Source organism: Paraburkholderia sp. EG286B, assembly GCF_040965655.1.
Classification (GTDB): Bacteria; Pseudomonadota; Gammaproteobacteria; order Burkholderiales; family Burkholderiaceae; genus Paraburkholderia.
Map to the genome: position 1 here is coordinate 73,295 of NZ_JBFRCF010000015.1, position 24,933 is coordinate 98,227.

General features: G+C 66.5%; 22 protein-coding genes and 1 pseudogene. 7 read left to right on the forward strand and 16 right to left on the reverse strand.

Translation table 11 applies throughout. The features are described 5' to 3' along the window. Window positions 1–24: 24 nt before the first annotated feature. Window positions 25–1,932: an aminodeoxychorismate synthase component I gene (pabB, locus tag AB4Y42_RS28870; RefSeq protein WP_368696029.1), complete on the forward strand. Its 1,908-nt coding sequence runs from the start codon at window positions 25–27 to the stop codon at window positions 1,930–1,932. Between the two features lie 84 nt (window positions 1,933–2,016). Here pabB and panB read toward each other — a convergent pair whose 3' ends face one another. From panB to hda, 6 genes and pseudogenes are all read right to left on the reverse strand, one after another. Then, window positions 2,017–2,832 carry a 3-methyl-2-oxobutanoate hydroxymethyltransferase gene (gene panB, locus AB4Y42_RS28875; RefSeq protein ID WP_368696030.1) on the reverse strand — a complete coding sequence of 272 codons (816 nt, stop codon included), beginning with the start codon at window positions 2,830–2,832 and terminating at the stop codon, window positions 2,017–2,019. Between the two features lie 66 nt (window positions 2,833–2,898). Then, complete coding sequence (locus AB4Y42_RS28880) at window positions 2,899–3,591, reverse strand: deoxynucleoside kinase (RefSeq protein WP_368690245.1); 693 nt, start codon at window positions 3,589–3,591, stop codon at window positions 2,899–2,901. Beyond that, the gene (gene folK / locus AB4Y42_RS28885; RefSeq protein WP_368690246.1) at window positions 3,588–4,127 is read right to left on the reverse strand and encodes a 2-amino-4-hydroxy-6-hydroxymethyldihydropteridine diphosphokinase; all 540 of its coding nucleotides are present in this window, start codon (window positions 4,125–4,127) and stop codon (window positions 3,588–3,590) included. The genes AB4Y42_RS28880 and folK overlap by 4 nt, the downstream gene beginning before the upstream one ends. Before the next feature lie 72 nt (window positions 4,128–4,199). Further along, entirely contained in the window at window positions 4,200–5,834 is a 1,635-nt protein-coding gene (gene pcnB / locus AB4Y42_RS28890) for a polynucleotide adenylyltransferase PcnB (protein ID WP_368696031.1), read from the reverse strand. Further along, entirely contained in the window at window positions 5,831–6,517 is a 687-nt protein-coding gene (locus tag AB4Y42_RS28895; RefSeq protein WP_368690248.1) for an HAD family hydrolase, read from the reverse strand. The genes pcnB and AB4Y42_RS28895 overlap by 4 nt, the downstream gene beginning before the upstream one ends. A gap of 662 nt (window positions 6,518–7,179) precedes the next feature. Beyond that, window positions 7,180–7,857: pseudogene (gene hda / locus AB4Y42_RS28900) on the reverse strand (DnaA regulatory inactivator Hda); the annotation flags it as partial. Between the two features lie 285 nt (window positions 7,858–8,142). Here hda and purM point away from each other — a divergent pair. Continuing rightward, on the forward strand, window positions 8,143–9,216 hold the full coding sequence (gene purM / locus AB4Y42_RS28905) for a phosphoribosylformylglycinamidine cyclo-ligase (protein ID WP_368690249.1): 1,074 nt from the start codon (window positions 8,143–8,145) through the stop codon (window positions 9,214–9,216). 76 nt (window positions 9,217–9,292) lie between these two features. Here the strand turns inward: purM and kynA are convergent, their stop codons facing one another. Genes kynA through kynB form a run of 3 tightly spaced genes read right to left on the reverse strand, consistent with a single transcriptional unit; the run spans window position 9,293 to window position 12,202 of the window. Then, window positions 9,293–10,261: a tryptophan 2,3-dioxygenase gene (gene kynA / locus AB4Y42_RS28910; protein ID WP_368690250.1), complete on the reverse strand. Its 969-nt coding sequence runs from the start codon at window positions 10,259–10,261 to the stop codon at window positions 9,293–9,295. A gap of 10 nt (window positions 10,262–10,271) precedes the next feature. Then, complete coding sequence (gene kynU / locus AB4Y42_RS28915; RefSeq protein WP_368696032.1) at window positions 10,272–11,522, reverse strand: kynureninase; 1,251 nt, start codon at window positions 11,520–11,522, stop codon at window positions 10,272–10,274. Between the two features lie 35 nt (window positions 11,523–11,557). Next, window positions 11,558–12,202 (reverse strand): arylformamidase, encoded by a 645-nt coding sequence (kynB, locus tag AB4Y42_RS28920; RefSeq protein ID WP_368696033.1) that lies wholly within the window; start codon window positions 12,200–12,202, stop codon window positions 11,558–11,560. A gap of 130 nt (window positions 12,203–12,332) precedes the next feature. On the opposite strand from kynB, the gene AB4Y42_RS28925 reads away from it, so the two are divergent. Beyond that, the gene (locus AB4Y42_RS28925) at window positions 12,333–12,839 is read left to right on the forward strand and encodes an Lrp/AsnC family transcriptional regulator (protein WP_028202039.1); all 507 of its coding nucleotides are present in this window, start codon (window positions 12,333–12,335) and stop codon (window positions 12,837–12,839) included. A gap of 31 nt (window positions 12,840–12,870) precedes the next feature. Here the strand turns inward: AB4Y42_RS28925 and AB4Y42_RS28930 are convergent, their stop codons facing one another. Beyond that, window positions 12,871–13,383 (reverse strand): flavin reductase family protein, encoded by a 513-nt coding sequence (locus tag AB4Y42_RS28930; RefSeq protein WP_069267771.1) that lies wholly within the window; start codon window positions 13,381–13,383, stop codon window positions 12,871–12,873. A gap of 180 nt (window positions 13,384–13,563) precedes the next feature. On the opposite strand from AB4Y42_RS28930, the gene msrA reads away from it, so the two are divergent. Continuing rightward, on the forward strand, window positions 13,564–14,112 hold the full coding sequence (gene msrA / locus AB4Y42_RS28935) for a peptide-methionine (S)-S-oxide reductase MsrA (protein WP_368696034.1): 549 nt from the start codon (window positions 13,564–13,566) through the stop codon (window positions 14,110–14,112). An 81-nt stretch (window positions 14,113–14,193) separates the two neighbouring features. Here msrA and AB4Y42_RS28940 read toward each other — a convergent pair whose 3' ends face one another. The 3 genes from AB4Y42_RS28940 to pdxH form a co-directional block, all read right to left on the reverse strand. Further along, the gene (locus tag AB4Y42_RS28940; protein WP_368696035.1) at window positions 14,194–15,603 is read right to left on the reverse strand and encodes a DUF72 domain-containing protein; all 1,410 of its coding nucleotides are present in this window, start codon (window positions 15,601–15,603) and stop codon (window positions 14,194–14,196) included. Between the two features lie 119 nt (window positions 15,604–15,722). After that, window positions 15,723–16,937: a class I SAM-dependent methyltransferase gene (locus tag AB4Y42_RS28945; protein WP_368696036.1), complete on the reverse strand. Its 1,215-nt coding sequence runs from the start codon at window positions 16,935–16,937 to the stop codon at window positions 15,723–15,725. A 194-nt stretch (window positions 16,938–17,131) separates the two neighbouring features. Further along, window positions 17,132–17,773: a pyridoxamine 5'-phosphate oxidase gene (pdxH, locus tag AB4Y42_RS28950; protein ID WP_342919282.1), complete on the reverse strand. Its 642-nt coding sequence runs from the start codon at window positions 17,771–17,773 to the stop codon at window positions 17,132–17,134. 167 nt (window positions 17,774–17,940) lie between these two features. On the opposite strand from pdxH, the gene tcdA reads away from it, so the two are divergent. After that, a complete protein-coding gene (gene tcdA / locus AB4Y42_RS28955) occupies window positions 17,941–18,813 on the forward strand; it encodes a tRNA cyclic N6-threonylcarbamoyladenosine(37) synthase TcdA (RefSeq protein ID WP_368696037.1) in 873 nt (290 codons plus the stop codon). 90 nt (window positions 18,814–18,903) lie between these two features. On the opposite strand, the gene AB4Y42_RS28960 is transcribed toward tcdA, so the two are convergent. Continuing rightward, on the reverse strand, window positions 18,904–19,638 hold the full coding sequence (locus tag AB4Y42_RS28960; protein ID WP_368690258.1) for a Crp/Fnr family transcriptional regulator: 735 nt from the start codon (window positions 19,636–19,638) through the stop codon (window positions 18,904–18,906). 733 nt (window positions 19,639–20,371) lie between these two features. Between AB4Y42_RS28960 and AB4Y42_RS28965 the strand changes: the two genes are divergently transcribed. Next, the gene (locus tag AB4Y42_RS28965; protein ID WP_368696038.1) at window positions 20,372–21,910 is read left to right on the forward strand and encodes a mannose-1-phosphate guanylyltransferase/mannose-6-phosphate isomerase; all 1,539 of its coding nucleotides are present in this window, start codon (window positions 20,372–20,374) and stop codon (window positions 21,908–21,910) included. Between the two features lie 50 nt (window positions 21,911–21,960). Here AB4Y42_RS28965 and trxA read toward each other — a convergent pair whose 3' ends face one another. Next, window positions 21,961–22,809 carry a thioredoxin gene (trxA, locus tag AB4Y42_RS28970; protein ID WP_368690260.1) on the reverse strand — a complete coding sequence of 283 codons (849 nt, stop codon included), beginning with the start codon at window positions 22,807–22,809 and terminating at the stop codon, window positions 21,961–21,963. Between the two features lie 106 nt (window positions 22,810–22,915). Further along, a complete protein-coding gene (locus AB4Y42_RS28975) occupies window positions 22,916–23,797 on the reverse strand; it encodes a pirin family protein (protein ID WP_342919278.1) in 882 nt (293 codons plus the stop codon). Between the two features lie 210 nt (window positions 23,798–24,007). Here AB4Y42_RS28975 and AB4Y42_RS28980 point away from each other — a divergent pair, with 210 nt between their 5' ends. Continuing rightward, window positions 24,008–24,916 carry an EamA family transporter gene (locus AB4Y42_RS28980; RefSeq protein WP_368696039.1) on the forward strand — a complete coding sequence of 303 codons (909 nt, stop codon included), beginning with the start codon at window positions 24,008–24,010 and terminating at the stop codon, window positions 24,914–24,916. The last annotated feature ends 17 nt before the right edge of the window (window positions 24,917–24,933 follow it).

A 24,933-nucleotide genomic window follows, 5' to 3' on the forward strand; every position in this document is an offset into this window, starting at 1 on the left:
GGTCAATTGCAGGTAGTTAGCGTAATGGCAGTCAATTCTGGCGGCGCGGCGGGAGATGCGACGAGTGTTGCAACTTTCGCGCTGCTCGACGACGGCGACTCGACGGCGGTTAGCCGTTCGAGCCGCCTTTATACGGGGTTCGTGCGCGAGCTTGCATGCGAGCGTGCGGCGGACCTCGACGCGGTGTGCGCGCAAGCGAATGCCGAACTGGGCAAGGGACTTCACGCCCTCGTGATCGGCGACTACGAGTTCGGGCGCACGCTCGAATTCGCAAAGCGTGACACGAGCGCATCCATCGAAACGCAGCACGGCCAAGCCGCGCTGCGTTTTTTATTGTTCGAACGCTGCGAAAGGCTCTCGCGCGAGCAAACCGATGCGTGGCTCGCGGCGCAGGAGGGCGGTGAAGCGCCCGGGCCAGCCGGCGTGGCGGGCGTGACGATCGGTGTCGATCGCGAGCGCTTCGAGCAGGACATCGCCGCCGTGCAGGACGCCTTGCGCGCGGGCGACTCGTATCAGATCAACTACACCTACCGGCTCGGCTTCGAGGCATACGGTTCGCCGCTCGCGCTCTACAGGCGTTTGCGCGAGCGTCAGCGCGTGCGTTACGGTGCGCTGATCGCGCTGCCGGGCGACCGCTGGGTGCTCTCGTGCTCGCCGGAGCTGTTCGTGGAGAAGCACGGCGAAACGTTGCGCGCGAAACCGATGAAGGGCACGGCCGCGCGCAGCACCGATGCGGAGCAGGACGCCGCCGCCGCGCGTTTTCTCGCCAACGATCCGAAGAACCGCGCCGAAAACGTGATGATCGTCGACTTGCTGCGCAACGACCTCTCGCGCGTCGCGCAGACCGGCTCGGTGCGCGTCCCGGCGCTCTTCAGCGTGGAGCCCTACGCTTCCGTCTGGCAGATGACCTCGACCGTGGAGGCGACGCTGCGTGAAGGCACGACATTCGCCGCCGCCATGCGCGCGCTCTTTCCGTGCGGCTCGATCACGGGCGCGCCCAAGCACCGCACGATGGAGCTGATCGAAGCGCTCGAACATGCGCCGCGCGGGCTTTACACCGGCACGATAGGGTGGCTCGAAGCGCCCTCGGCAGGCGAGGCTTGCGGCGACTTTTGTCTCTCGGTCGTGATCCGCACGTTGACGCTCGATGCGCCCTCGAAGGGCACGGGCGCCGCGCGGCGCGGCGAAATGGGCGTCGGTGCGGGCATCGTGCTCGACAGCGTGGCCGCCGACGAATACGAGGAGTGCCGCTTGAAAGCCCGCTTTCTGACCGACGCCGACCCGGGCATCGAATGCTTCGAAACGATGTACGCGACGCGCGCTGACGGCGTGCGTCACGTGGAACGTCACCTCGCGCGGCTCGCGGCGAGTGCGGCGTGGCTCGGTTTCCCGTGCAACGTTCAAGCGTTGCGAACGCGCATCGACGAAACCTGCGCCACGTTTGCAGACGAGAACGCGCCGCACCGGGTGCGCCTCGCGCTCGGCAAGAGCGGAACAGCGACGCTCACCAGCGCGCCGCTTGCTGCGCTCGCGCACGACACCGTGGGCGTGCTGCTCGCGCCGGATCACGGCTTTGCGCCGGTCGAATCCGCCGACGCGCTGTTGTTGCGCAAGACCACGCGCCGCGCCGAATTCGATCGCGCCTGGCGCGAGGCCGAAGCCCAGGGCGGCTTCGACATGCTGTTCTTCAACGAGCGCGGCGAGCTGACCGAAGGCGGCCGCTCGAACGTGTTCGTGAAGCTCGACGGCAAGTGGTTCACGCCGCCGCTCGCCTCCGGCGTGCTGCCGGGCGTGATGCGCGGCGTGCTGCTCGACGAAGAAGCGTTCGATGCACAGGAGCGTGTGCTCACGCGCGACGACGTGCTTGACGCCGAAGCCCTGATGCTCACGAACGCGCTGCGCGGTGCAGTGCCGGCGCGCTTGATTCGATGAGATCACGGCCGTAGCGCACCACAAAAACAAAGCGCGCCCCAGACGGAGCGCGCTTTTTTCATTCTGCGAAGCAAAGCCGCCGGATCAGAACACGTGCTCGGGCCCCGGGAACGTGCCTTCCTTCACGGCCTGCACATACGCGCGCACGGCCGATTCGATATCGGGCTGGCCCGTCATGAAGTCCTTCACGAAGCGGGGCCGCTTGCCGGGGAAAATGCCGAGCATGTCGTGCAGCACGAGCACCTGGCCCGAGCAGTCCACGCCCGCGCCAATGCCGATGGTCGGAATGCGCAACTGCTTCGTGACTTCCGCGCCGAGCGCCGCGGGCACGGCCTCGATCACCACGAGCTGCGCGCCTGCCTCCTGCAGCGCCAAGCCGTCGCGAATCATCTGCGTGGCGGCCGCATCGCTCTTGCCCTGCACCTTGAAGCCGCCGAAAGCGTGCACCGACTGCGGCGTGAGGCCGATGTGCGCGCACACGGGCACGGCGCGCTCCACCAGCATCTTCACCGTGGGCGCGAGCCATTCGCCGCCCTCGATCTTCACCATCTGCGCACCGGCGCGCATGAGCTTCACCGAGTTCGAAAACGCGTCTTCGGGCGTGCCGAAGCTGCCGAACGGCAGGTCGGCGATGATCAGCGCCCTGGTTTGCGCACGCGCCACGCAGGCCGTGTGATAGGCGATGTCGTCGATGGTGACGGGCAGCGTCGTGGTGTGCCCCTGGAGCACGTTGCCGAGCGAGTCGCCGATCAGCACCGTATCGACGCCCGCGCGGTCGCACAGCGCCGAGAAGCTCGCGTCATAGCACGTCAGCATGGCGATGCGCTCGCCTGCGTCGCGCATGGCCTGGAGTTTGGGCACGGTGACCGCGCTGCGGCTCGTTTCCTGCAGGTAAGTCATGGGGAAATCCGTTGGGAAAGGGAAAACGGGGAGGGGCTGCGCCGCTCGATCGCGCCGTTGAGGCGGTTATAGCGACGTGCCCTTGACGAAGGATTCCTTGCGGCCGCGCATCGTCTCGATACGTTCGGCGACGAGCGCGAGGTCCGCATCGGAACCTGGCAGATCCAGATGCTCCGCGCCGACGGTGAGCACCGGCGCATGATCGTAATGATAGAAAAAATCGTTGTAGCTGTCGCAGAGCGCACGCAGGAATGCGCTCGAAATAGCCAGCTCGCGCGGCAACGCCCGCTTCTGGATGCGCGCGTACAGCGCCTCCGGGCTCGCCTGCAGATAGACGACGAGGTCGGGCGCGGGCGCGGATGACGTGATGCGCGAGGCGAGCGCGCGGTAGAGCGGCAGTTCGTCTTCCGCGAGTGTGAGGCGTGCGAACAGATCGTTGCGCTCGGCAAGGAAATTCGTCACGAGCGGCACGCCCGCTTCGCGGCGCGCGGCCACGTCGCGCGAAAGCTGCTCGCGCTGCAAGGCGATATGCAACTGCGCGGCGAGCGCATGCGACGAGGGCGCGCTGTCGCGATACACGCGCTCGAGAAACGGATTCTCGGCGTTCGATTCGAACAGCGTCTGCATCGACCAGCGTTCGGCCAGACGCGTCGCGAGCGTGGTCTTGCCCGCGCCGATCGGCCCTTCGATCACGATGTACTGGAGCGCGGCTGGCCGCGTGGCGCGCGCGCTGACGACGGGCAGGGGTGTCGTGCTCATCGGCAGTTGCCGGAGGGCGGCGTGTCCGGCGCGGGGGGCGTGCCCATGCACTGGCACAACGGCTTGACCTTCTCGATGCGCTGGTCGGCCACGGCGGCGAGGAAGGCGCTGGCGGGCCCGTTGCCCGGAATCACGAGTTCGGGATCGATCTCGACGAGCGGCACGAGCGCGAACGCGCGGCCCGTCATGCGCGGATGCGGCACGACGAGGTCGGTTTCGTCGATGATGGCGTCGCCGTAAAGCAGGATGTCGATGTCGAGCGTGCGCGGCGCGTTGCGAAAGGGACGCTCCCGGCCGAAGTGATGCTCCACGCGCTGGCACAGGGCGAGCAGCGCGTGAACGTCGAGACTCGTCTCGATCTTCACGACGCAGTTGTAATAGTCGTCGCCGCCCGCGTCGATGGGCGCGGTGCGGTACAGACTCGATTTGGCGACGACGGTGAGGGTGTGCTGTTGTGCGAGGCACACCACCGCGTCTTTGAGAGTCTGGCGCGCATCCCCCAGATTCGCGCCAATTCCCAGCCAGGCAACCGTCATGGCTTCACTTCCTGCGACTTGTGTTGCGGTTCGACGCCTGTGCGCCGCGGCAAGCCGCGACGCCGCACGGCGTCAGTCCTCGTGCGGACCGGCGTGGCCGTCATAGTCCGCACTGCTGGCTTCATGCACGTCACCGGCTGCGCCGGCTTCCGATACAGCACCTTCGCCCGTTCTGCGGCTCTTCGCGCCGCCGCGGCGGCGGCGTTTGCGCGGCGAGCGTTCCTTGCCGCCCTGCGCGAGAAGCGTCTCGCGCTCGGCGTTGTCGCCGGAAATGAAGTCCGTCCACCATTGGCCGACTTCGGCGTCCAGCTCGCCCGATTCGCAGCGCAGCAGGAGGAAATCATACCCCGCTCTAAATCTTTGGTGTTCCAGCAGCTTGATCGCGCCGCGGCCACGTTTTTCGAGGCGCAGCTGCAGGCCCCAGATCTCGCGCATATCCGACGAAAAACGACGGTGAATCGCCAATTTTTCCGTTTGCGCGTCGATCACGTCGTCCATCGCGCGATGCAGCGCCGGCACGGGCAATTCGCCTTCGGCCGTGTATTGCTGCCAGCGTTGCTGCACGTCGTGCCACAGCAGCGTGGCGAACAGGAAGCCCGGCGACACGGGTTTGCCTGCGCGCACGCGCGCGTCGGTGTTCGACAGCGCGAGCGTGATGAAGCGCTCGCCTTGCGGCTGTTCGAGCACGACGTCGAGCAGCGGCAGCAGCCCGTGATGCAGTCCTTCCTTGCGCAACCACTTGAGGCACTCGAGCGCGTGGCCCGAGAGCAGCAGCTTGAGCATTTCGTCGAAAAGACGCGCGGCCGGTACGTTGTTGATGAGGTCCGCGAGCTTCACGATGGGGTCGCGCGTGTGCTCCTCGATCTCGAAGCCGAGCTTCGCCGCGAAACGCACCACGCGCAGCATGCGCACCGGGTCTTCGCGATAACGCGTGGCCGGGTCGCCGATCATGCGCAGCAGGCGCGCGCGCATGTCGGCCATGCCGTTGTGGTAATCCAGCACGGTTTGCGTGGCCGGATCGTAGTACATCGCGTTGATCGTGAAGTCGCGGCGCGTGGCGTCTTCGTGCTGCTCGCCCCAGACGTTGTCGCGCAGCACGCGGCCGCTCGCATCCACGTGGTGCGTCTTGCGGTCGAGTTCGTCGCGGCGCATGCGCTTCGCGGGCGCCGGAGCGGGTGCTTCGGCGTCGGCAGGCGGCGCATCCACGAGCGCGCGGAACGTCGAGACCTCGATGATTTCCTGGCCGAACTGCACGTGCACGATCTGGAAGCGCCGGCCGATGATGCGCGCGCGGCGGAACAGCTTCTGCACCTGGTCGGGCGTGGCGTCGGTGGCGACGTCGAAGTCCTTGGGCGCGACGCCGAGCAGCAGGTCGCGCACCGCGCCGCCCACGATGAACGCGCGGAAGCCCGCCTGCTGCAGGCCTTCGGTCACGCGTACGGCGTTGCGCGAGATCAGCGCGGGATTGATGCCGTGGACGTCGGCGGACAGGATGACGGGCGTAGCCGGGTCGGGCGCGCCCTTGCCGGCGCGCGGCATCGAGGCCTTCTGCGCGCTGGCCGGCTTGCGGCGCGCGCGGGTGCTGCCGGCAACGGCGGCCGCGCCTTCCTGCGAGGCCGTGTCCGGATCGGCGGCGGGGGCTTCGGTGTCTTGCGCCGCTTCGGCGTCGTCCTGGCCGAACAGCTTGCGGATGAGTTTCTTGATCACTGGGCTTGGAACAAATCGAGAATGCGCCAGCCCGCTTGTTGCGCGTGAGCGCGCAGGGTGTCGTCGGGGTTGGTGGCGATCGGGTCGGTGACTTTTTCGAGCAGCGGAATGTCGTTGTGCGAGTCGCTGTAGAAGTAGCTGTGCTCGAAGTCCGAAAAGCGCTTGCCGAGCGAGGCGAGCCATTGCTCGACGCGCACGATCTTGCCTTCGCGGTAACTCGGCGTGCCCGTCGGGCGGCCGGTGAAGGCCGAGGCCGGATGGCCGTCCACGGTTTCGACCTCGCACGCGATCAGCTTGTCCACGCCGAACGCCTCGGCGATGGGCGCCGTGATGAATTCGTTGGTCGCCGTGACCACGCAGCAGAGGTCGCCCGCTTCCTTGTGCTTTTTCACGAGCTCGACCGCGCTCGGCAGGATGGTCGGCTTGATCACCTCGTGCATGTACTGGTCGTGCCACTCCTTGAGTTGCGCGCGCGAATATTTCGCGAGCGGCGTGAGCATGGCGACGAGGTACGCATGGATGTCGAGCTTGCCGGCCTTGTAGTCGGCGTAGAAGCGGTCGTTTTGCTCCGCGAAGCGCTCGCCGTCGACAATGCCGAGCTTCACCATGAAGCGGCCCCATTCGTGGTCGCTGTCGGTGGGGATCAGGGTGTGATCGAGATCAAAAAGTGCAAGGTTAGCCATGGGCGCTCATTTTACTTGAAGCGGGAGACGCCGTTGCCGCCGCCGGCGGGCGGCGTCGGCGCGGCGGGGTCCGCGGGGGATTCGGGGCCTGCAGGCACGTCGTTCTGGGCGGGCGCCTTGTTCTCTTGCGATTGCGGCGTATCCGAGGTATCCGGCGTATCGGGCGTTGACGGTGGCTGTTCGGGCGTCTCGCCTGTCTGCGGCTCCGGTGCGGCGGTGCCGGCCGCCGGATCGAGATCGCCGCGCAGCTCGCCGCTCATCTCGTTGCTGACGTCGGCTTCGACTTCGCCCTTGAGTTCGGTGCCCAGCTCCTTGTGGACGACGTGACGATATTTGGCCCCCAATTCGCCTTCGACGTTGTCGGTCGGCTTGTCGAAGGGCACGCTCGCCGGCGGGCGCGCCTGCAAGGCCGGTGCCTTCGGCGCCTCGTAGGGCTGGGCGTCGTCGGTCCCGGCGGCGGGGGCTTCCGGCTCGCTGGAGAAGAGCGTCGGCGGTGCGGGCGGCTCGTCGCCTTCAGCGGATGGCGTTTGGGTCGCCGCGTTGGCGCTGGCCTCATCTTCGTGCGCGTCGCTCGTGTCGTCCGATTCTGCCGGCTCTTCGGCGGCGAGTTCGTCGTCCGTCGGCAATGCGCTCGCGACGCTCACCAGATCGCCCACGCCATTCGCGAGCATCGCGCGCAACAGCGGCAGCGTCACCGCGCGCTTCTGTTCGAGCGAGAAGCGGTCGAGCGCGTCGAGCAGGCCCATCAGGCTCGGCATGTCGCGCCGGAAATGCGTGAGCAGGTAGGCGGGCACGTCGTCGGCGAGCGCAATGCCGCGCTCGCGCGCCGCGAGCTTGAGGATGGCCGCCTTGCCTTCGTCGGAGAGCGGCGCGAGGTGGAACACGAGGCCCCAGCCGAGGCGCGTGCGCAGGTCCTCGCGCACGGCGAGACCCATGGGCGGCGCGTTGCCCGTCGCGACGAGCGCGCAGGCGGGGTACGAGCGCACCTCGTTGAACAGGTTGAAGAGCGCGATCTGCTGCGCGCCCGAGAGCGAATCGCAGTCGTCCACCGCGTAGATCGTCACGCGCGGATCGAACGTGAACGCCGCCAGCGCGCTTTGCGGCCCCAGATAGCGTACGTGGCCCGCCGGCGCTTCGTCGGCGAGTGCGTGCAGCAGGTGGCTGCGCCCGTTGCCGGGCTCGCCCCAGACATAGAACGTGCGATCGGCGATCGGGCCCGCCATGAGCGCCGCGTCCAGACCGCGCAGGCGCGCGACCAGCTCGGCGTTGGCGCCGATATGGAAGTTGTCGAAGGTCGATGGCGGCGGGGTGCCGAGATCGAGCGTTAACTGTCGCTGCACGGTGTGTCTGGACGGAATCGGTTCTAGTAAAGCGTGCTCTCGTGAGATCTGCTGAGATCACTGGGCCGCGGCCGCTGCAGCACGATGCCGAGGGCGAGCGCGATCCCGGTCCAGATAACGGCCCGACGCTGGTACGGTGCGTAATACGGTGTGTTGTGCGGCAAAACTCGGTTTCCGGTTGTGGGGGCGCCAAGCGAGGCGCGTTCCAAATCTCGCTCCACCCGCGGCGGCGGGGCGCCGTCAATCGGTTAAAATCGCATTTTACCGACCTTCTGGCGCTTCCCCATGAATCAACCGAAATCCGGCCCCGCTAATCAGGCACAGTCGCAGGACCAAGGCCTCTCCTACGCCGACGCTGGCGTCGACATGGTCGCGGGCGACGCGCTCGTCGATCGCATCAAGCCGTTTGCGAAGAAGACCCTGCGCGAAGGCGTGATGGGCGGCATCGGCGGATTCGGCGCGCTTTTCGAAGTGCCGAAGAAGTACAAGGAGCCCGTGCTCGTCTCGGGCACCGACGGCGTGGGCACCAAGCTGCGCCTCGCGTTTCATCTGAACAAACACGACACGGTCGGCCAGGATCTCGTCGCGATGAGCGTGAACGACATCCTCGTGCAGGGCGCCGAGCCGCTGTTCTTCCTCGACTACTTCGCCTGCGGCAAGCTCGACGTCGATACGGCGGCCACGGTCGTGAAGGGCATCGCGCAAGGCTGCGAGCTGTCGGGCTGCGCCCTGATCGGCGGTGAAACGGCCGAAATGCCGGGCATGTACCCCGACGGTGAATACGATCTCGCCGGCTTCGCGGTGGGCGCGGTCGAAAAGAGCAAGATCATCGACGGCAGCACGATCGCCGCGGGCGACGTGGTGCTCGGTCTCGCCTCGAGCGGCATCCACTCGAACGGCTTTTCGCTCGTGCGCAAGATCATCGAGCGCGCGCAGCCGGACCTCGCCGCCGACTTCGACGGCCGTTCGCTCGCCGACGCGCTGATGGCGCCCACGCGCATCTACGTGAAGCCGCTGCTCAAGCTGATGGAAACCATCACGGTGAAGGGCATGGCGCACATCACCGGCGGCGGCCTCGTCGAGAACATTCCGCGCGTGCTGCGCGAAGGCCTCACGGCCGAACTGAACCACGCGGCATGGCCGCTGCCGCCGCTCTTCACGTGGCTGCAAAAGCACGGCGGCGTGGCCGATGCGGAAATGCACCGCGTGTTCAACTGCGGCATCGGCATGGCCGTGGTCGTGGCGGCGGATCAAGCCGACGCCGCTGCGTCGCTGCTGGCCGCCGCGGGCGAGCAGGTGTGGAAGATCGGCGTGGTGCGCGCAAGCAAGGAAGGCGAAGCGCAGACCGTGGTGGTCTAAGCCTCACGCGTTCTCGCGCAAAAAATGCCCGCCATCGATTGGCGGGCATTTTTGCTTTTGGGCGCCGCGACTGGCGTTACAGCACCGTGCGCACGTGCCACAGCTCGGGAAACAGCACGACATCGAGCATCTTGCGCAGATACGGCGCGCCGCTCGTGCCGCCCGTGCCCTGCTTGAAGCCGATGATGCGCTCGACCGTCGTCACGTGGCGGAAACGCCATTGACGGAACGCATCTTCGAGATCGACGAGCTCTTCGGCCATCTCGTACAAATCCCAGTACTCCGAAGGATTGCGGTACACCTCCAGCCACGCCGCCTCGACCGTCGCGTCGTGTTCGGTCGGCAGGGTCCAGTCGCGGTTCAGGCGCTCGGGTGCGATCGCAAAGCCGCGCCGCGCGAGCAGGCGAATCACTTCGTCGTAGAACGAGGGCGCTTCGAGCGTCGCTTTCACCTGCTCGAAAATCTCGCCGCGATGCTCGTGCGGCTTGAGCATCTGCACGTTCTTGTTGCCGAGCAGGAACTCGATCTGCCGGTATTGATACGACTGGAAGCCCGACGACGCGCCCAGATACGGCCGCATGGCCGTGTATTCGGAGGGCGTGAGCGTCGAGAGGACGCTCCACGCCTGCACGAGCTGCTCCATGATGCGCGAGACGCGCGCGAGCTGCTTGAACGCGGGCGGCAGCGCGTCGCGGTGTACGTTGGCGAGCGCCGCGCGCAATTCGTAGAGCGCGAGCTTCATCCACAGCTCGCTCGTTTGATGCTGCACGATGAACAGCATCTCGTTGTGGTCGGGCGAGAGCGGATGCTGCGCGCCCAGCACGGCGTCGAGCGCGAGGTAGTCGCCGTAGCTCATCGACTTCGAGAAGTCGAGCTGCGCGTCGTGCCAGCCTTCGCCTTCGCCTTGTGCCTCAGGCGCTTGGGCAGCGGGAGCGGGCGCGGCGGCGCCGTGTCCGAACGGGCAGCCGCCACGTGCGGCGCCTTGGGTCTCACTCGCGGTTTCACCCGCGTCGGGCATGCCCGGGACTTGCATGTGATCGTTCATCTGCCGCTCCTCAGGTCACCGCGCCGCGCTCGGCGAATTCGGGCTTGCGCCAGGACTTGGTGGCGAGCACGTCGCGCAGCGTCTCCACGGCGTCCCACACGTCGACGTAGCGCAGATACAGCGGCGTGAAGCCGAAGCGCAGCACGCGTGGTTCGCGATAGTCGCCGATCACGCCGCGCGCGATCAACGCCTGCATCACCTCATAGCCGTGCGGATGCTCGAAGCTCACGTGCGAGCCGCGCTCTGCATGAGCGCGCGGCGTGACGAGCGTGAGGCCGTATTCCTTGCAGCGCGTCTCGACCAGTTCGATGAAGAGATCGGTGAGCGCGAGCGACTTGCGGCGGATCGCCTGCATGTCGGTTTGCAGGAACACGTCGAGACCGCATTCGACGAGCGCCATCGAGACGATCGGCTGCGTGCCGCACAGATAGCGGCCGATGCCGTTGTCCGGACGATAGACAGGGTTCATCTCGAACGGCGACTTATGGCCCCACCAGCCCGAGAGCGGCTGCGAGAACGCATCCTGATGGCGCTTGGGCACCCACACGAAGCCGGGCGAACCGGGGCCGCCATTCAGGTACTTGTACGTGCAGCCCACGGCGTAGTCGGCGTTCGCGCCGTTCAGGTCGACCGGCACGGCGCCCGCCGAATGCGCGAGATCCCACAGCGCGAGCGCGCCCTGCGCGTGAATATGCTCGGTGAGCGCGCGCATGTCGTGCATCTCACCGGTGCGGTAGTTCACATGCGTGATCATCGCCACAGCCACGTCTTCGCGGATCGCGGCGCGCAGCTCCGAAGGATCGTCGACGAGGCGCAGCTCGTAGCCGCGGTCGAGCTGCTCGATGAGGCCTTGCGCGATGTACAGGTCGCTCGGGAAGTTCGAGCGCTCCGAGACGATCACGCGGCGCTTCGGATCGCGGGCGTTCTGTACGCGCAGTGCGGCGGAGAGCGCCTTGAAGAGATTGATCGAGATGGTGTCGGTGACGACGACTTCGTCGTCGGCCACGCCGATCAGCTTCGCGAGCTTGTTGCCGAGCCGCTTGGGCATGGCGAACCAGCCCGCCGTGTTCCAGCTGCGGATCAGGCCTTCGCCCCATTCGCCGCCGATCACGGCCTGCGCGCGCGCAGCCGAGGCCGAGGGCGGCACGCCGAGCGAGTTGCCGTCGAGATAGATGGTGCCGGCCGCGAGCGTGAATTGCTCGCGCAGGGCGGCGAGCGGATCGGCGCGATCGGCTGCCAGGGCTTCGTTGCGGTCGTTCATGTCTACGTATCGTTGTTTGGCTAATTTGAGGGGATTCAGTTGGCGGCGGCAGGCGGCAACTCGCGCAGCACGGCGCGCACTGGGCTCGCATCGAGCGTCGCGAACTTCAGCGGCAGGGCGATGAGTTCGTAGTCGCCGGGCGCTACGTCGTCGAGCACGATGCCTTCGAGGATCGCCATGCCATGGGCGCGGATGCGGTGATGCGCGTCCATCGTCTTCGATTCCTGCGGGTCGAGCGAGGGCGTGTCGATGCCGATGAGACGCACGCCGTGCGCGGCGAGCAGATCGATCGTTGCCGGCGCGACGGCGCAAAACTTGCTGTCCCAGCGGTCCAGCGGCGCGTGCGCGTAGGTGCGCAGCAGCACGCGCGGCGGGATGCCGGGCAACGCGCCTTCCACGTGTTCGGGCAGCACGAGCGGCGCGGCGCCCACGCAATGAATCACGCGGCACGCGCCGATATACGTGTCGAGCGGCACCTCGCCGATCGGCGCGCCTTGGGCGTCGTAGTGCAGCGGGGCGTCGGTGTGCGCGCCGGTGTGCGGCGACAGCGTCACGCGCGCGACGTTGACCGGCGAGCCCGCCTCCATGCGCCACACGCGCTCGACGCCAACGGGCGTATCGCCGGGCCAGACGGGCGTTGCGGGGTGAATCGGCGGGGAAATGTCTTTGATCTGTCTCATCTCAAAGTTGTCTCGTCTCCTGATGCTTCGAATGATAGGCAACCCTGCGCGAAATGTGCTTGCGAAAAAAACGCCGCAAACTTCGGTTGTTGGCACATAATTTGTCTTAAGACGGGAATGGAGACCAAATATGAACGCAATCTCGCTTGATGCTACCGATTGCCGTATTCTCGCCGTGCTGCAGAACGAGGGGCGGATCAGCAATCTCGATCTGGCGGAGCGTATTTCGCTTTCGCCATCGGCGTGCCTGCGCCGTTTGCGGCTGCTCGAGGAGCAGGGGGTGGTCGAGCGCTACCGCGCGAGCTTGAACCGGGAGATTCTCGGCTTCGAGATGGAGGCGTTCGTGCAGGTGTCGATGCGCAACGACCAGGAGAGCTGGCACGAGCGCTTCGTCACGGCGCTGCGCGACTGGCCGGAGGTGGTGGGGGCGTACGTCGTGACGGGCGAGACGCACTACCTGCTGCGCGTGCTCGCGCACAACCTCAAGCACTACTCGGACTTCGTGCTCAACAAGCTGTACAAGGCGCCGGGCGTGATGGACATCCGCTCGAACATCGTGCTCACGACGCTCAAGGTGGAAGTGGGCGTGCCGGTGGACCTGATCGCGCAGCGCGAGCCGAAGAGCGCGCCGGCATAAACGAGGACGACGGGGCGAGCGCCCCGCCGTGTCAGAGCGACTGGAGCTGGTGGAACGCGCCGCCGTGGAAGACGAGCGGCGAAGCGTCGGTGCCGTCCTCGCGCACGCCGCAGCGTTCCACTTCCCCGACGAAAATCACGTGGTCGCCTTCGTCGTAGCGGCTGCGGTTGTGGCACTCGAACCACGCGATCGCGCCGTCCAGCACGGGCATGCCGGTGTCGCCGGCCGCGTGCGAGACGCCTTCGAAACGGTCGCCCTTCACGGTCGCAAAGCGCTTGCACAGGTCGAGCTGCGACGCGGCGAGCACATTGATCACATAATGGCTGTTCGAGCGGAACACGGGCATGGACGCCGAGCGCGTGGCGAGGCTCCACAGCACGAGCGGCGGATTGAGCGAGACCGAGTTGAACGAGCTGGCCGTGATGCCGATGAGCGTGCCGTCGGGCGCGCGCGTCGTGATCACGGTCACGCCGGTGGCGAACTGGCCAAGCGCGCGGCGGAATGCGCCGTCGTCGAAGTTGGGCGGGCTGGCGCGGCGGGTCATCGGTGCAGGCCTTCACGGGCCGCGCGCACGGCGGCGGGAGCGGAAATCGGGATCAACGTCATGTGGAAAATCGGCGAATTGTCACAATTTTAGCGGAAGCGGCGGATGGCGGGTCGCGCAGGGCACCGCGCAGTGAGGTCCGCGATGGCGTCCGCAGTCACGATCAAAGGAGCGAACAGCATGAGTCAGACAGTCGAAACGGCCACCCTGGGCGGCGGATGCTTCTGGTGCCTGGAGGCGGTGTACCTGCGCGTGGAGGGTGTGAACGCGGTGGAGTCGGGCTACGCGGGCGGCCACGTGGCGAACCCGAGCTACGAGCAGGTCTGCGACGGCGACACCGGCCACGCCGAGGTCGTGAAGGTGGAGTTCGATCCCGCGAAGATCACGTATCGCGAGATTCTCGACATCTTCTTCGCGATTCACGATCCCACGCAGCTGAACCGTCAGGGGAACGACGTGGGCACGCAGTACCGCTCGGCGATCTTCACGCACTCCGAGGCGCAGCGGGAGATGGCCGAGCAGGCGATTCGCGAGCTGGCCGCAGAAGGCGTGTACGACGGCAAGATCGTCACCCAGGTGCTGCCGCTCGACGGCAACTACTTCCCCGCCGAGGCGTATCACCAGAACTACTTCGCACAGCACCCGAACCAGGGCTATTGCTCGTTCGTGGTGGCGCCGAAGGTCGCGAAGTTCCGCCAGAAGTTCGCGCACCGGCTCAAGGCCGAATAAGCGCCAGGAGGCGCGCGGGCGGTTTCGATGTCGGGTTTCGGTACCCGGTTTCGATGCCCGGTTTCGATGCCGTTTCGCGCCTCAGTCTTCCTTTTCCTCTTCTGCTTGCGCGCCGGGCGGCGTTTCGTCCGGCGTCGCGTCGCACGCGGCGTCCAGCGCCATTTCCCCGCGCAAGCGCTCCATCTCGTCCGCAATTGCCCGCGCGAGCTTCGCGCAGGTGAGCGGCGCCGATCCCTCCGCCTTGTTGTTTGTCGTGATCAGCACAGGCTGGCCCGCCATCGCGTAGCGCGCGGCCAGTTCCGCGAGCGTGACGCGCGTATGCGGGTCTTCGTCCACCAGCTTGTCGAACGGCTCGTAGCGCGCCTTCGCCTGCTCGTACTTGAAGCCGCTATGCAGGCTCCAGCGCACGATCAGCGGGCCGGCCGGCGCTTCGCCGTCCATCAGTGCGAGCGCGGCGGCCTGGCGCAGCGGGTCCGGCATGCGCGCGTGCAGGCCGACGCAGTAGCGCACGCCTGCGGCGCGCAGCGTGCGTACGAAGCGCGGCGTGAGCAGGATCGCGTCGCGGATCTCGACGGCGTAGCAGGGGCCGTCGCCGGCCGCGGCGGGCTCGGGCGGTTGGGGCAGCGGCGGCAGCGCGGCGAGGAAGGCGGTCAGCCGCTCGACGAATGCCGCCGGGTCGGCCAGCAGCTGATCAGGCAGCGGCGGGAACTGGAACACGAGCGCGCCGGCCTTGCTGCCGAGGCCCGCAAGGCACGGCTCGACGAATTCGCGCGCGGCCAGCTCCGCGTTGAGAAAGCACGGGTTCGCGGAAACGGGCTCGCCACGCTCGCCGCGCACACTGGCGTCGGTGACGAGCGCCGGCGCCTTCACGATGAAGCGGAAGTGGTCCGGCACCTGCTGCGCGTAGCGCAGGTAATCGGTGACGGTGAGCGGCGCGTAGAACGAGCGGTCGATGCTCACCGAGCGCAGCAGCGGATGCGCGCCGTAGGCCGAGAGGCCGTCGCGGGCGAGCTTCGACTGGCTGTAGTCCTCGCCGTAGACGATGCCGCGCCAGCCCGGAAACGACCACGACGAGGTGCCAAGGCGCACGCCCGAGGGCAGCGCCGCGGCGACGTCGAGCGTGTCTTGCGTGGCTACGGCGGGCAGCACGCCGCGGCCGCGGCGCTTCGGGGCGCCGGGGTTGGGCGCGGGTTTTGGCGGTTTTGCGCGCGGCTCGCCGTCTTCGCGCGCTTCGATTTCCGTGTCGTCGTCGCGCTTGGCGCGGACAGGGCGCTGGGTGGCGGGCTTCGTCGCAGGTGTGCTCGCCGGCGCCGCGAAGCCGAACAAATCAGGCTGCGGCTCGACGCGGGCTTCGGTTTTCGGCGCGTTGCGGCGCGCAGCCGGTCGGGTGGACTGGTGCGCGGCGGGGTGGGCCGCATCCGGGCCGGAGTCGTTGGCAGGCCCGCGTGTGCTGTCTCCAAACAGGTCGTGGCCGTCGTCGCGTTCGTTCATGCAGTGGCGTCGCGCAGTGGCGTCGTGATGGCGGTCGTGGGGCGAAGCCGCCTGGGCCGGGCGCAACTGCGCAAACAGTCGACTCGCTGGCGGCGCGGCGAACCGCGCCGCCGCCTGCGTCAGAGCGGCTTCTCGTACATATACCGGCGCGACCACGGCAGCGTTGTCGCGCTGCGGCCGGCCTTGCGGCAGACGATCTGGAAGATCGACACGTCGTCGTGCTCGAACGCGTACGCGCAACCCGCCAGATAAACGCGCCAGATGCGGAACTTCTCGTCGTCGACGAGCCGTTTCGCTTCCTCGGCACGCGCCTCGAAATTCTCCGCCCACAAATCGAGCGTGTGCGCATAGTGACGGCGCAGGCTTTCCACGTCAACCGCTTCGAGGCCGCCGTGCTGCGCCGCCTGGAGCGCGAGGCCGATGTGCGGCAACTCGCCGTCGGGGAACACGTAGCGGTCGATGAACTCGCCGCCGCCCAGCGCCGTTTCGCCCGATTCGGCGTCCGACGAGGTGATGCCGTGGTTCATGGCGACGCCGTCGTCGGCGAGCAGGTCGTGGACCTTGCGGAAATAGCCTGGCAGATTCTTGCGCCCGACGTGCTCGAACATCCCCACGCTCGTGATGCGGTCGAACTGGCCTTGTATGTCGCGATAGTCCTGCAGGCGGATTTCGATGCGGTCTTCGAGGCCCGCCGCCTTCACACGCGCCGTGGCGAGATCGAACTGGTTCTGCGAGAGCGTCACGCCCACGCAGCGCGCGCCGAACTTCTGCGCCGCGCGCAGCACGAGCGCGCCCCATCCGCAGCCGATATCGAGCAGCTTATGACCTTCCGTCACCTGGATCTTGGTGAGGATATGGTCGATTTTCTTGAGCTGGGCGGTAGCGAGGTCTTCGTCGCCGTTTTCGAAGTACGCGCACGAGTAGACCATGTTCTCGTCGAGCCAGAGCTTGTAGAACTCGTTCGAGACGTCGTAGTGGTACTGGATGGCCTGCCTGTCCGTGGACATCGAATGCGTGAAATAGCGGCGCGCGCGCGCGAGCTTGCTGGCGCTCGTGACGGTGTTGCGCGCGAGCGAATAGCTGATGTTGATGATGTCGGCGAGCTTGCCTTCGATGTCGATCTTGCCCTTCACGTAGGCCTCGCCGAGATTGTCGAGGCTCGGCGTGAGCAGGAGCGGCAGCGCCGACGCGCTGTTGACCTTGAGCGTGACCCGAGGCGCGGCGAAGTGGCCGAAGTCGTATTGCTGGCCGCTCCAGAGCACGAGGCGGGCGGGCAAGTCGGCCTTGCTGCGCACTTCTTCTGCCCACTGTGCGAGTTTTTTCTCCCAGAACATGCGTTTCTCTCCGTGTCAGATGAACGATTGAAGCCCAATGACAAAAGCGAATTGCGATGCAGGTTTTTTGGCAACAGCGTTACGGCAACAGCGAGGTACTCAACGACAGACAACGAAAGCGGTGAGACGAAAACCCGCTGGGCGCGGCGCAAGTGCGGTAAGTGCGGAACATGCGTTACGCCGCGCGCATGCGCTCAGGGCGCGAGACGCTCGATGCGCCAGGCCGCATTCGCGCTCTCACGCGTGTAGCGGATACGGTCGTGCAGGCGCGACGGGCGGCCCTGCCAGAACTCGATGGCCTCCGGCACGAGCCGGTAGCCGCCCCAGTGCGGCGGGCGCGGCGGCGTTTCGCCATACTGCGCTGCGATTTCGCGCTCGCGGGCTTCGAGCGTCTCGCGGTTCGCGATCACCGTGCTTTGCTCCGAGGCCCACGCGCCAATGCGCGAGCCGAGCGGGCGCGAGTTGAAGTAGGCGTCGCTTTCCTCGGCGCTCGTGAGTTCGACCTTGCCCTCGATGCGGACCTGACGCTCCAGCTCGATCCAGTGAAAGAGCAGCGCCGCATGCGGATTCGCGCTCAGCTCGCGGCCCTTGCGGCTCTCGTAGTTCGTGAAGAAGACGAAGCCGCGCTCGTCCACGCCCTTGATGAGCAGGATGCGCGCGGCGGGGCGGCCTTGTGCGTCGACCGTGGCGACCGTCATGGCGTTGGGCTCGGGCAGCTTCGCGTCGAGCGCCTGGGCGAACCAGGTCTGGAACTGGCGGATCGGATCGGGATCGACGTCGGCGGCGTCGAGCGAGCCGAGCGAGTAGGTCTTGCGGAGATCGGCGAGGGAGGTCATCTTTTAGGCAGACGCTTCAATGCGGACTAGTATATCGAACCGGCGGGCAAACTTGGGGCGCCCGACTTGGGGCGCCCGGCCTCGTTCGGCGCGTTCAGGCAAAATACGGGTCTTGTGAGGACCGCGACGGCAGTATGCGACCGGTCCGCTTACGATTGCCTACCGTCATGTCCAGTACCCCGATTTCCCCTGCCGCCGGCTCCGTCGATCTTACCCCGAGCCCTGCCGACGATGTTGCCGACCGCGCCCGCCGATTCGGCGGAATCGCGCGGCTTTATGGCGCACCCGCGCTCGACGCGTTCGAGCGCGCCCACGTCGCCGTGATCGGCATTGGCGGCGTGGGCTCGTGGGCCGCCGAGGCGCTCGCGCGCAGCGCGATCGGCAAGCTCACGCTGATCGACCTCGACAACGTGGCCGAGAGCAACACCAACCGCCAGATCCACGCGCTCGACGGCAACTACGGCAAGCCCAAGGTCGAGGCCATGGCCGAGCGCATCAAGCTCATCGACCCGGCCTGCGATGTGCACCTCGTCGAGGATTTCGTCGAGCCGTCGAACTTCGATGCGTTGCTGGGCGGCGGCTTCGACTACGTGATCGACGCCATCGACAGCGTGCGCACCAAGACCGCGCTGATCGCCTGGTGCGTGGAGCATCGCGTGCCGCTCATCACGGTGGGTGGCGCGGGCGGGCAGCTCGACCCTACGCGGATTCACATCGACGACCTCGCGCTCACGATCCAGGACCCGCTGCTCTCCAAGGTGCGCGGCCAGTTGCGCAAGCAGCACGGCTTTCCGCGCGGGCCGAAGGCCAAATTCAAGGTGAGCGCGGTGTATTCGGACGAGCCGCTGATCTATCCCGAGGCGGCTGTGTGCGATATCGACGCCGAGGCCGAGCATGTCACCACGTCGCCGGGGCATCACGGTCCGGTGGGGCTGAACTGCGCGGGCTTTGGTTCGAGCGTGTGCGTGACGGCGAGCTTTGGTTTCGCGGCGGCTTCGTATGTGCTGCGCGCGTTGGCGCATCAAGCCAGCGGGCGTTGACGCCGAGCGCTGCGAACGCAAGAAAGCGTGCCTGAAAAAGGCACGCTTTCGTATCGCGCTGGAAATCGAGCGAACCGTGCGTCGGTCGCCTTATTCGACCGCTTCCGCTTCGTGCAGGCGCGGCAGCAGGCGATCGAACTCGCGGCGCACGAGACCGTAGCACTCGCATGCGCGCGCTTCGAGGCGCTTGCGGTCGAGTACGCGGATCTTGCCGCGGCTGTGATGGATCAGACCTTCGTCGTGCAGCTTGCCAGCGGCTTCCGTGACGCCTTCGCGGCGCACGCCGAGCATGTCGGCGATCAGTTGCTGCGTCACGCTCAGATCGTTGGAGTCGACGCGGTCCACTTCAATCAGCAGCCACCGGCACAGCTGCTTGCTCAGCGAGTGGTGGCGGTTGCAGGCGGCCGTCTGCGCGATCTGCGTGAGCAGTGCGTGCATGTAAAGCAGCGTAACGCGACGCAGGAGGTCCGAGCGCGCAAACTGCTGTTTGAGCGCCTGTGCGCTGATGCGGTACGCGAAGCCCGAACTTTGCACCTGCACACGGTTCGGCATCGTTTCGCCACCGGTCAGCACAGGTACGCCCGTCATGCCTTCCCGGCCCACGGCGGCAATTTCGACGGAACTGCCGTCTTCCATTGTCGTGAGCATCGAGATGACGGCGGTCGTCGGAAAGTACACGTGATGAATACGCTGGCCGCAATCGCAGAGCAGCTGTTCAGTGCGCAGTTGAACGAGTTCGAGATGCGGCGCCAACGCCTGCCACTCGGTTGACGGAAGTGCGCCCAGCAGATGATTGCCGTGCAGATCGGATTGAAGGGTCAACATGATCGGTCCTCGCGTAAAGCGGCGTATGCCGCCTCCTGTTTTTTCTGCTTCCGGCTGCCGAATTTTTTGTTGTCGCCGTTACCCGTTCGGCTATACGTTCGTTGCGCCGGCCCCATAAGCCCCATTAGCGTTTTGCGATCTCGTTTGTCGGCATTTACGCTTGTGTGGCGAACTCTACTTAGCAGGGGCTGTGCCAGCAGCCGCAAAAGCGAGAACGCTTGCGGCTCGGCACTGCGCGAGCTGTTTCCGGGGCGACGCAAAGGCGCATTATTGTTTCAGTTTTGTACAGCGCCAGCGCGGCGCCGTTTGCGAAGTCGCTAGAGTTTGATGCCGCCAACGCCTTGATTTATATAGCTACTTTCGCTCATCAGACGGATGCGCGGAAATGAGTCCTCGCTGAAACATCGTCGGGCCATCGCCTTGAACGCGTTGTGCGCCTGCCTTTGGTGCGCTGCGGTTTTGATTCGCTTCTGTTGGGGGGCTGCCGACACTGTCGCAAAAACGTTCGGATGTGAAACATCACCTTGCGCGGCCAACTTCGCGCTTCGTGCGCTGCCGCACATAACGATGACCGCGCGATGACGAGGCCTGCGCCGCAAGGACAAATTTCCTGGCGCGCCGTGCGTTCAATGTGGCTGCGCGTACAGATTCGCGCGATACGTATTGTTCAAATGTCACCCGTACGCCAATCAATAACGAGACTCGGTGCATGACTTCGGGGGGAGTGACGCGAATGAACAACGATGTGACATCTGCCGGCCTGATAGCCGCGATCAGCGAAGGTGACGCCGAACTCGTCGTTCAGCCCGTTGTGCTGGCGGGCGGTTCCGGCACGCGGCTATGGCCGCTTTCGCGCGAACACTGTCCCAAGCAGCTGATCGATCTGCTCGATGGCGAGTCGCTGCTCGAGGCGACTGTACGGCGCCTCGACGGCGTGTTTCAGCATGCCGGCGCCTCGCTGCCAGAAGCGCACCGAGCGGTTCGCAAGGCTGCGCCATTCGTCGTGAGCAGCGAGGACTTGCGCCATCTGACCGCCGACCGTCTTGGCCGCAGCGGCATGGCCGCTCGCTTCGTGCTTGAACCGCTCGCGCGCAACACGGCGCCCGCGCTGACGGCGGTGGCGCTTGCCGCAATCGGCGATGGCGATCCGGTGCTCGTTGCCATGCCCGCGGACCATCTGATCGCCGACGGCGCCGCGTTTGCTGCCGCGCTCGAAGAAGCCGTGGCGCACGCGGCGCGCGGCGCCATCGTCACACTTGGCGTGCCGCCGCAGCGTGCCGAAACGGGCTACGGCTACATCGGCGCGGGTTTGCCGCTTGGCCGCAGCGGCGCGCGCAGCATCGAGCATTTTGTGGAGAAGCCCGATGCCGAGCGCGCTGCAAGCTATGTTGCTTCGGGGAACTATCTTTGGAACAGCGGGATTTTCGTTGTGCGCGCATCAGTCTGGCTCTCGGCGATCGCGCACAGCCGGCCGCTCATCGCGGCGCAGTGCGCGGCGGCCTTCGAAAATGCCGCCGTCGACGCTGACGGCACCGTCCACTTGAACCGCGATGCGCTCGCCGCCTGTCCGTCCGATTCGATCGACTACGCGGTGATGGAGTCGGTCGGCGTGAACGCGCGGCTCGCGGGTGTGGTCGTACCGCTTCGTTCGGGCTGGTCGGACGTCGGGGCTTGGGATGCCCTGTGGCAGGTCTCGGCGAAGGACGAGAAGGGCAACGTCGCGCGCGGGCGCGTGCTGTTCGAGGATGCGACGGATACCTTCGTGCATTCGGACGGCCGGCTCGTTGCCTGCGTGGGCGTGCGGGGCATGGTGGTGGTGGAGACTGCGGACGCCGTGCTCGTCGTCGCGAAGGAGCGCGTTCAAGACGTCAAGGCGGTGGTCACGAGGCTCAAGGCGCAGCACAGTGAGGTGGCACGGCAGCACCGGCGCGTGGAGCGCCCGTGGGGCTGGTACGACTCGGTCGATCAGGGCGAGCGCTTTCAGGTCAAGCGCATCGTCGTAAAGCCGGGTGGCCGGCTTTCGTTGCAGATGCATCACCATCGCGCGGAGCACTGGACCGTGGTGCGCGGCACGGCGCGCGTCACGCGTGGCGACGAGGTGCTCCTGCTTTCCGAAAACGAATCGACCTATATCCCGCTTGGCATGACGCACCGGCTCGAGAATCCGGGCAAGACGGCGCTCGAGATCATCGAGGTGCAGTCGGGCTGTTATCTCGGTGAAGACGACATTGTGCGCTTCGACGACCAGTACGGTCGGGTTCAGCAGGCGTAGCTGACTGAACGCACGGCGAGGACGCACGCGGCGTCCTCGGCCGTTCGATATCAGTTCAGCGTTGCACTGAGCTTGCGCCGCCACTCGCTCACGAGCTGCGGCTGATGCGCCGCGAGATCGAACACGGAAAGCATGGTCTTGCGGCCCACATCGTCGCGGAAGGCGCGGTCGCGTTTCACGATCTCCAGCAGATGCTCGAGCGCGCCCGCGTACTTGCGCCGCGCGATCAGTGCGTTCGCCAGATCGAAGCGCGCTTCGAGGTCGCCTGGGTTGGCGGCGACCTGGGCTTCGAGCGCGTCGGTGGGCGGCAGGTCGGCGGCGGCGTCGAGCGCGTCGAGGCGGGTCTTGAGCGCGTTGAAGCGCGCATCGATGCCCTGCGTGGTCTTCGGCGAGAGCAGCTCGACTTCCTTCTGCGCGTCGTCGGCGCGGTTGTCGGCGAGCAGCATCTCGATCAGGTCCATGCGCACTTCGTCGTTGCCCGGATCGAACGCGAGCGCGGCCTGCAGCGCCTCATAGGCTTCGTCGCGGCGGCCTTCGGCCAGCGCTTCCTGCGCGGCCTGGCGCGCGGCGTCGGCGCCGTCGGGGATCAGGCCGTCGAGGAACTGGCGCAGCTGGCCTTCGGGCAGCACGCCCACGAACTGATCGACCGCCTGGCGGTCCGCGAACGCCACGACGTGCGGAATGCTGCGCACGCCGAAGTGCGCGGCGAGCTCCTGGTTCTCGTCGACGTTCACCTTCACGAGCTTCCATTTGCCCGCGTAGTCGGCCTCGAGCTTTTCGAGCATCGGGCCGAGGCTCTTGCAAGGGCCGCACCAGGGCGCCCAGAAGTCGACCAGCACCGGCGCGAGCGCCGACGCTTCGATCACGTCTTTTTCGAAAGTGGCGAGAGTGGTGTCCATTGCGTCCTCGTTGAGATAACCGTTATGTCGCTAGTTGGGGACGAAACGCCCATGTTTCAATCATCCTCCGAAAGCGGCGAGCCGGTGGTGAGCCGTTAGTGAGCCTTTAGCGCGGCTTCTTTTCCGGCAGCGGAATCCATTCCGTTTCGCCGGGAACATGCCCCATTTCCTGGCGCGTCCAGGCCTCCTTCGCGGCTTCGATCTTCTCGCGCGAGCTGGCCACGAAGTTCCATTCGATGAAGCGCTCGCCTTCGAGCTTTTCCCCGCCGAGCAGCATCACGCGTGCCCCGTTCGTGCTCGAGAGCGTGGCGGTTTCGCCCGGCACCAGCACGGCCATGGTGTGCTGTTCGAGCGGCGTGCCATCGATCGCGAGGTCGCCTTCCACGAGATAGACGCCGCGCTCTTCGTGCTCCGCGTCGAGCGCGAACGCGCTGCCCGGCGCAAAATCTGCGGCGACGTAGAGCGTGCCGGAAAAGGTCTCGACCGGCGAGGTGGCGCCGAACGCCGTGCCCGCGATCACGCGCATCGTGACGCCGTTGCGCTCGATTTCGGGCAGCGTGGCGGCGGCGTGATGGAAGAACGACGGCTCCGCATCCTCGTGGTCGAGCGGCAGCGCCACCCAGGTCTGGATGCCGTGCATGGTGAGGCCGGTGGCGCGGTCCTCGTCGGGCGTGCGCTCGGAGTGGACGATGCCGCGCCCGGCCGTCATCCAGTTCACGTCGCCGGGCACGATCTTCTGGCTGGAACCGATGCTGTCGCGATGCATCAGCGCGCCGTCGAAGAGATAGGTGACCGTCGCGAGCCCGATATGCGGGTGCGGACGCACGTCCACGCCCGAGCCCGGCGCGAGCGTGGCGGGGCCCATGTGGTCGAAGAAGATGAACGGGCCGACGAGGCGGGCGGCGAGCGCGGGCAGCACGCGCCGCACATAGAGATTGCCGATGTCGCGTTGATGAGGCTTGAGAACCGCTTTGATCGATGAGGACATGATGCTTCCTGGATGAGTCGTACGGCGCGGGTTATCGTCGAAACCGGCGCGCGGGCACGCCGTGCGCGAGGCTGGCGCTCATTCTAACGCCGGCTTTCCCGGCGTGCGGCCAAGGCAACGGCCGGCGTGGGCGGCACGGCGCGCCGCGGCGCGAGGCGGTAAGATCGCCGCTTCGAAAAACAGGTATGACGCAAAAAGGGGAGAAAGGGGATGTCGCCGAAGGACTTGTTGCTCGCGCTGGTGGTGGTGCTCGCGTGGGGCGTGAATTTCGTCGTGATCAAGGTGGGGCTGCATGGCGTGCCGCCGCTCCTGCTCGGCGCGCTGCGCTTCATGCTGGCGGCGTTTCCCGCGGTGCTGTTCGTGAAGCGCCCGCAATTGCCGCTGCGCTGGCTGCTGGCCTACGGCGCGACCATCTCGCTCGGCCAGTTCGCGTTCCTCTTCACGGCCATGTACGTGGGCATGCCCGCGGGCCTCGCTTCGGTCGTGCTGCAGGCGCAGGCGTTCTTCACGCTCGGCTTTGCGGCGGTGTTTCTGCGTGAGCGCTTTCACGCGCAGAACGTCATCGGCCTGCTGATCGCCGCGGGCGGTCTCGCGCTGATCGGCGTGCAGTCGATGGGCGGTGCTGCGGGTAACAATCCGCAAGGCATGACCATCGCCGGTTTCGTGCTCACGCTGTGCGCGGCCTGCATGTGGGCGCTCGGCAATATCGTCACGAAGAAGGTGGGCAAGGTGGATCTCGTCGGCCTCGTGGTGTGGGCGAGCCTCGTGCCGCCGTTGCCGTTTCTCGCGCTCTCGTACTGGATGGAAGGCCCGCAGCGCATCGTGGCCGCGCTCTCGGGCATCGGCATGACGTCGGTGGGCGCGATCGTCTATCTCGCGTTCGTGGCGACGCTCATCGGCTATAGCCTCTGGAGCCGCCTGCTCTCGAAGTATCCCGCCAGCCAGGTGGCACCGTTCTCGCTGCTCGTGCCGATCGTCGGGCTCGCCTCGGCGTCGCTGCTGCTCGGCGAACAGTTGAGCGCGGCCGAGATCGGCGGCGCCGTGCTCGTGATGGGCGGCCTCGCCGTCAACGTGTTCGGGGGCTGGGTCAAGCAGCGCCTCGGGGCCGTGCGCTCGTAATTATCCTGCTCCGAATG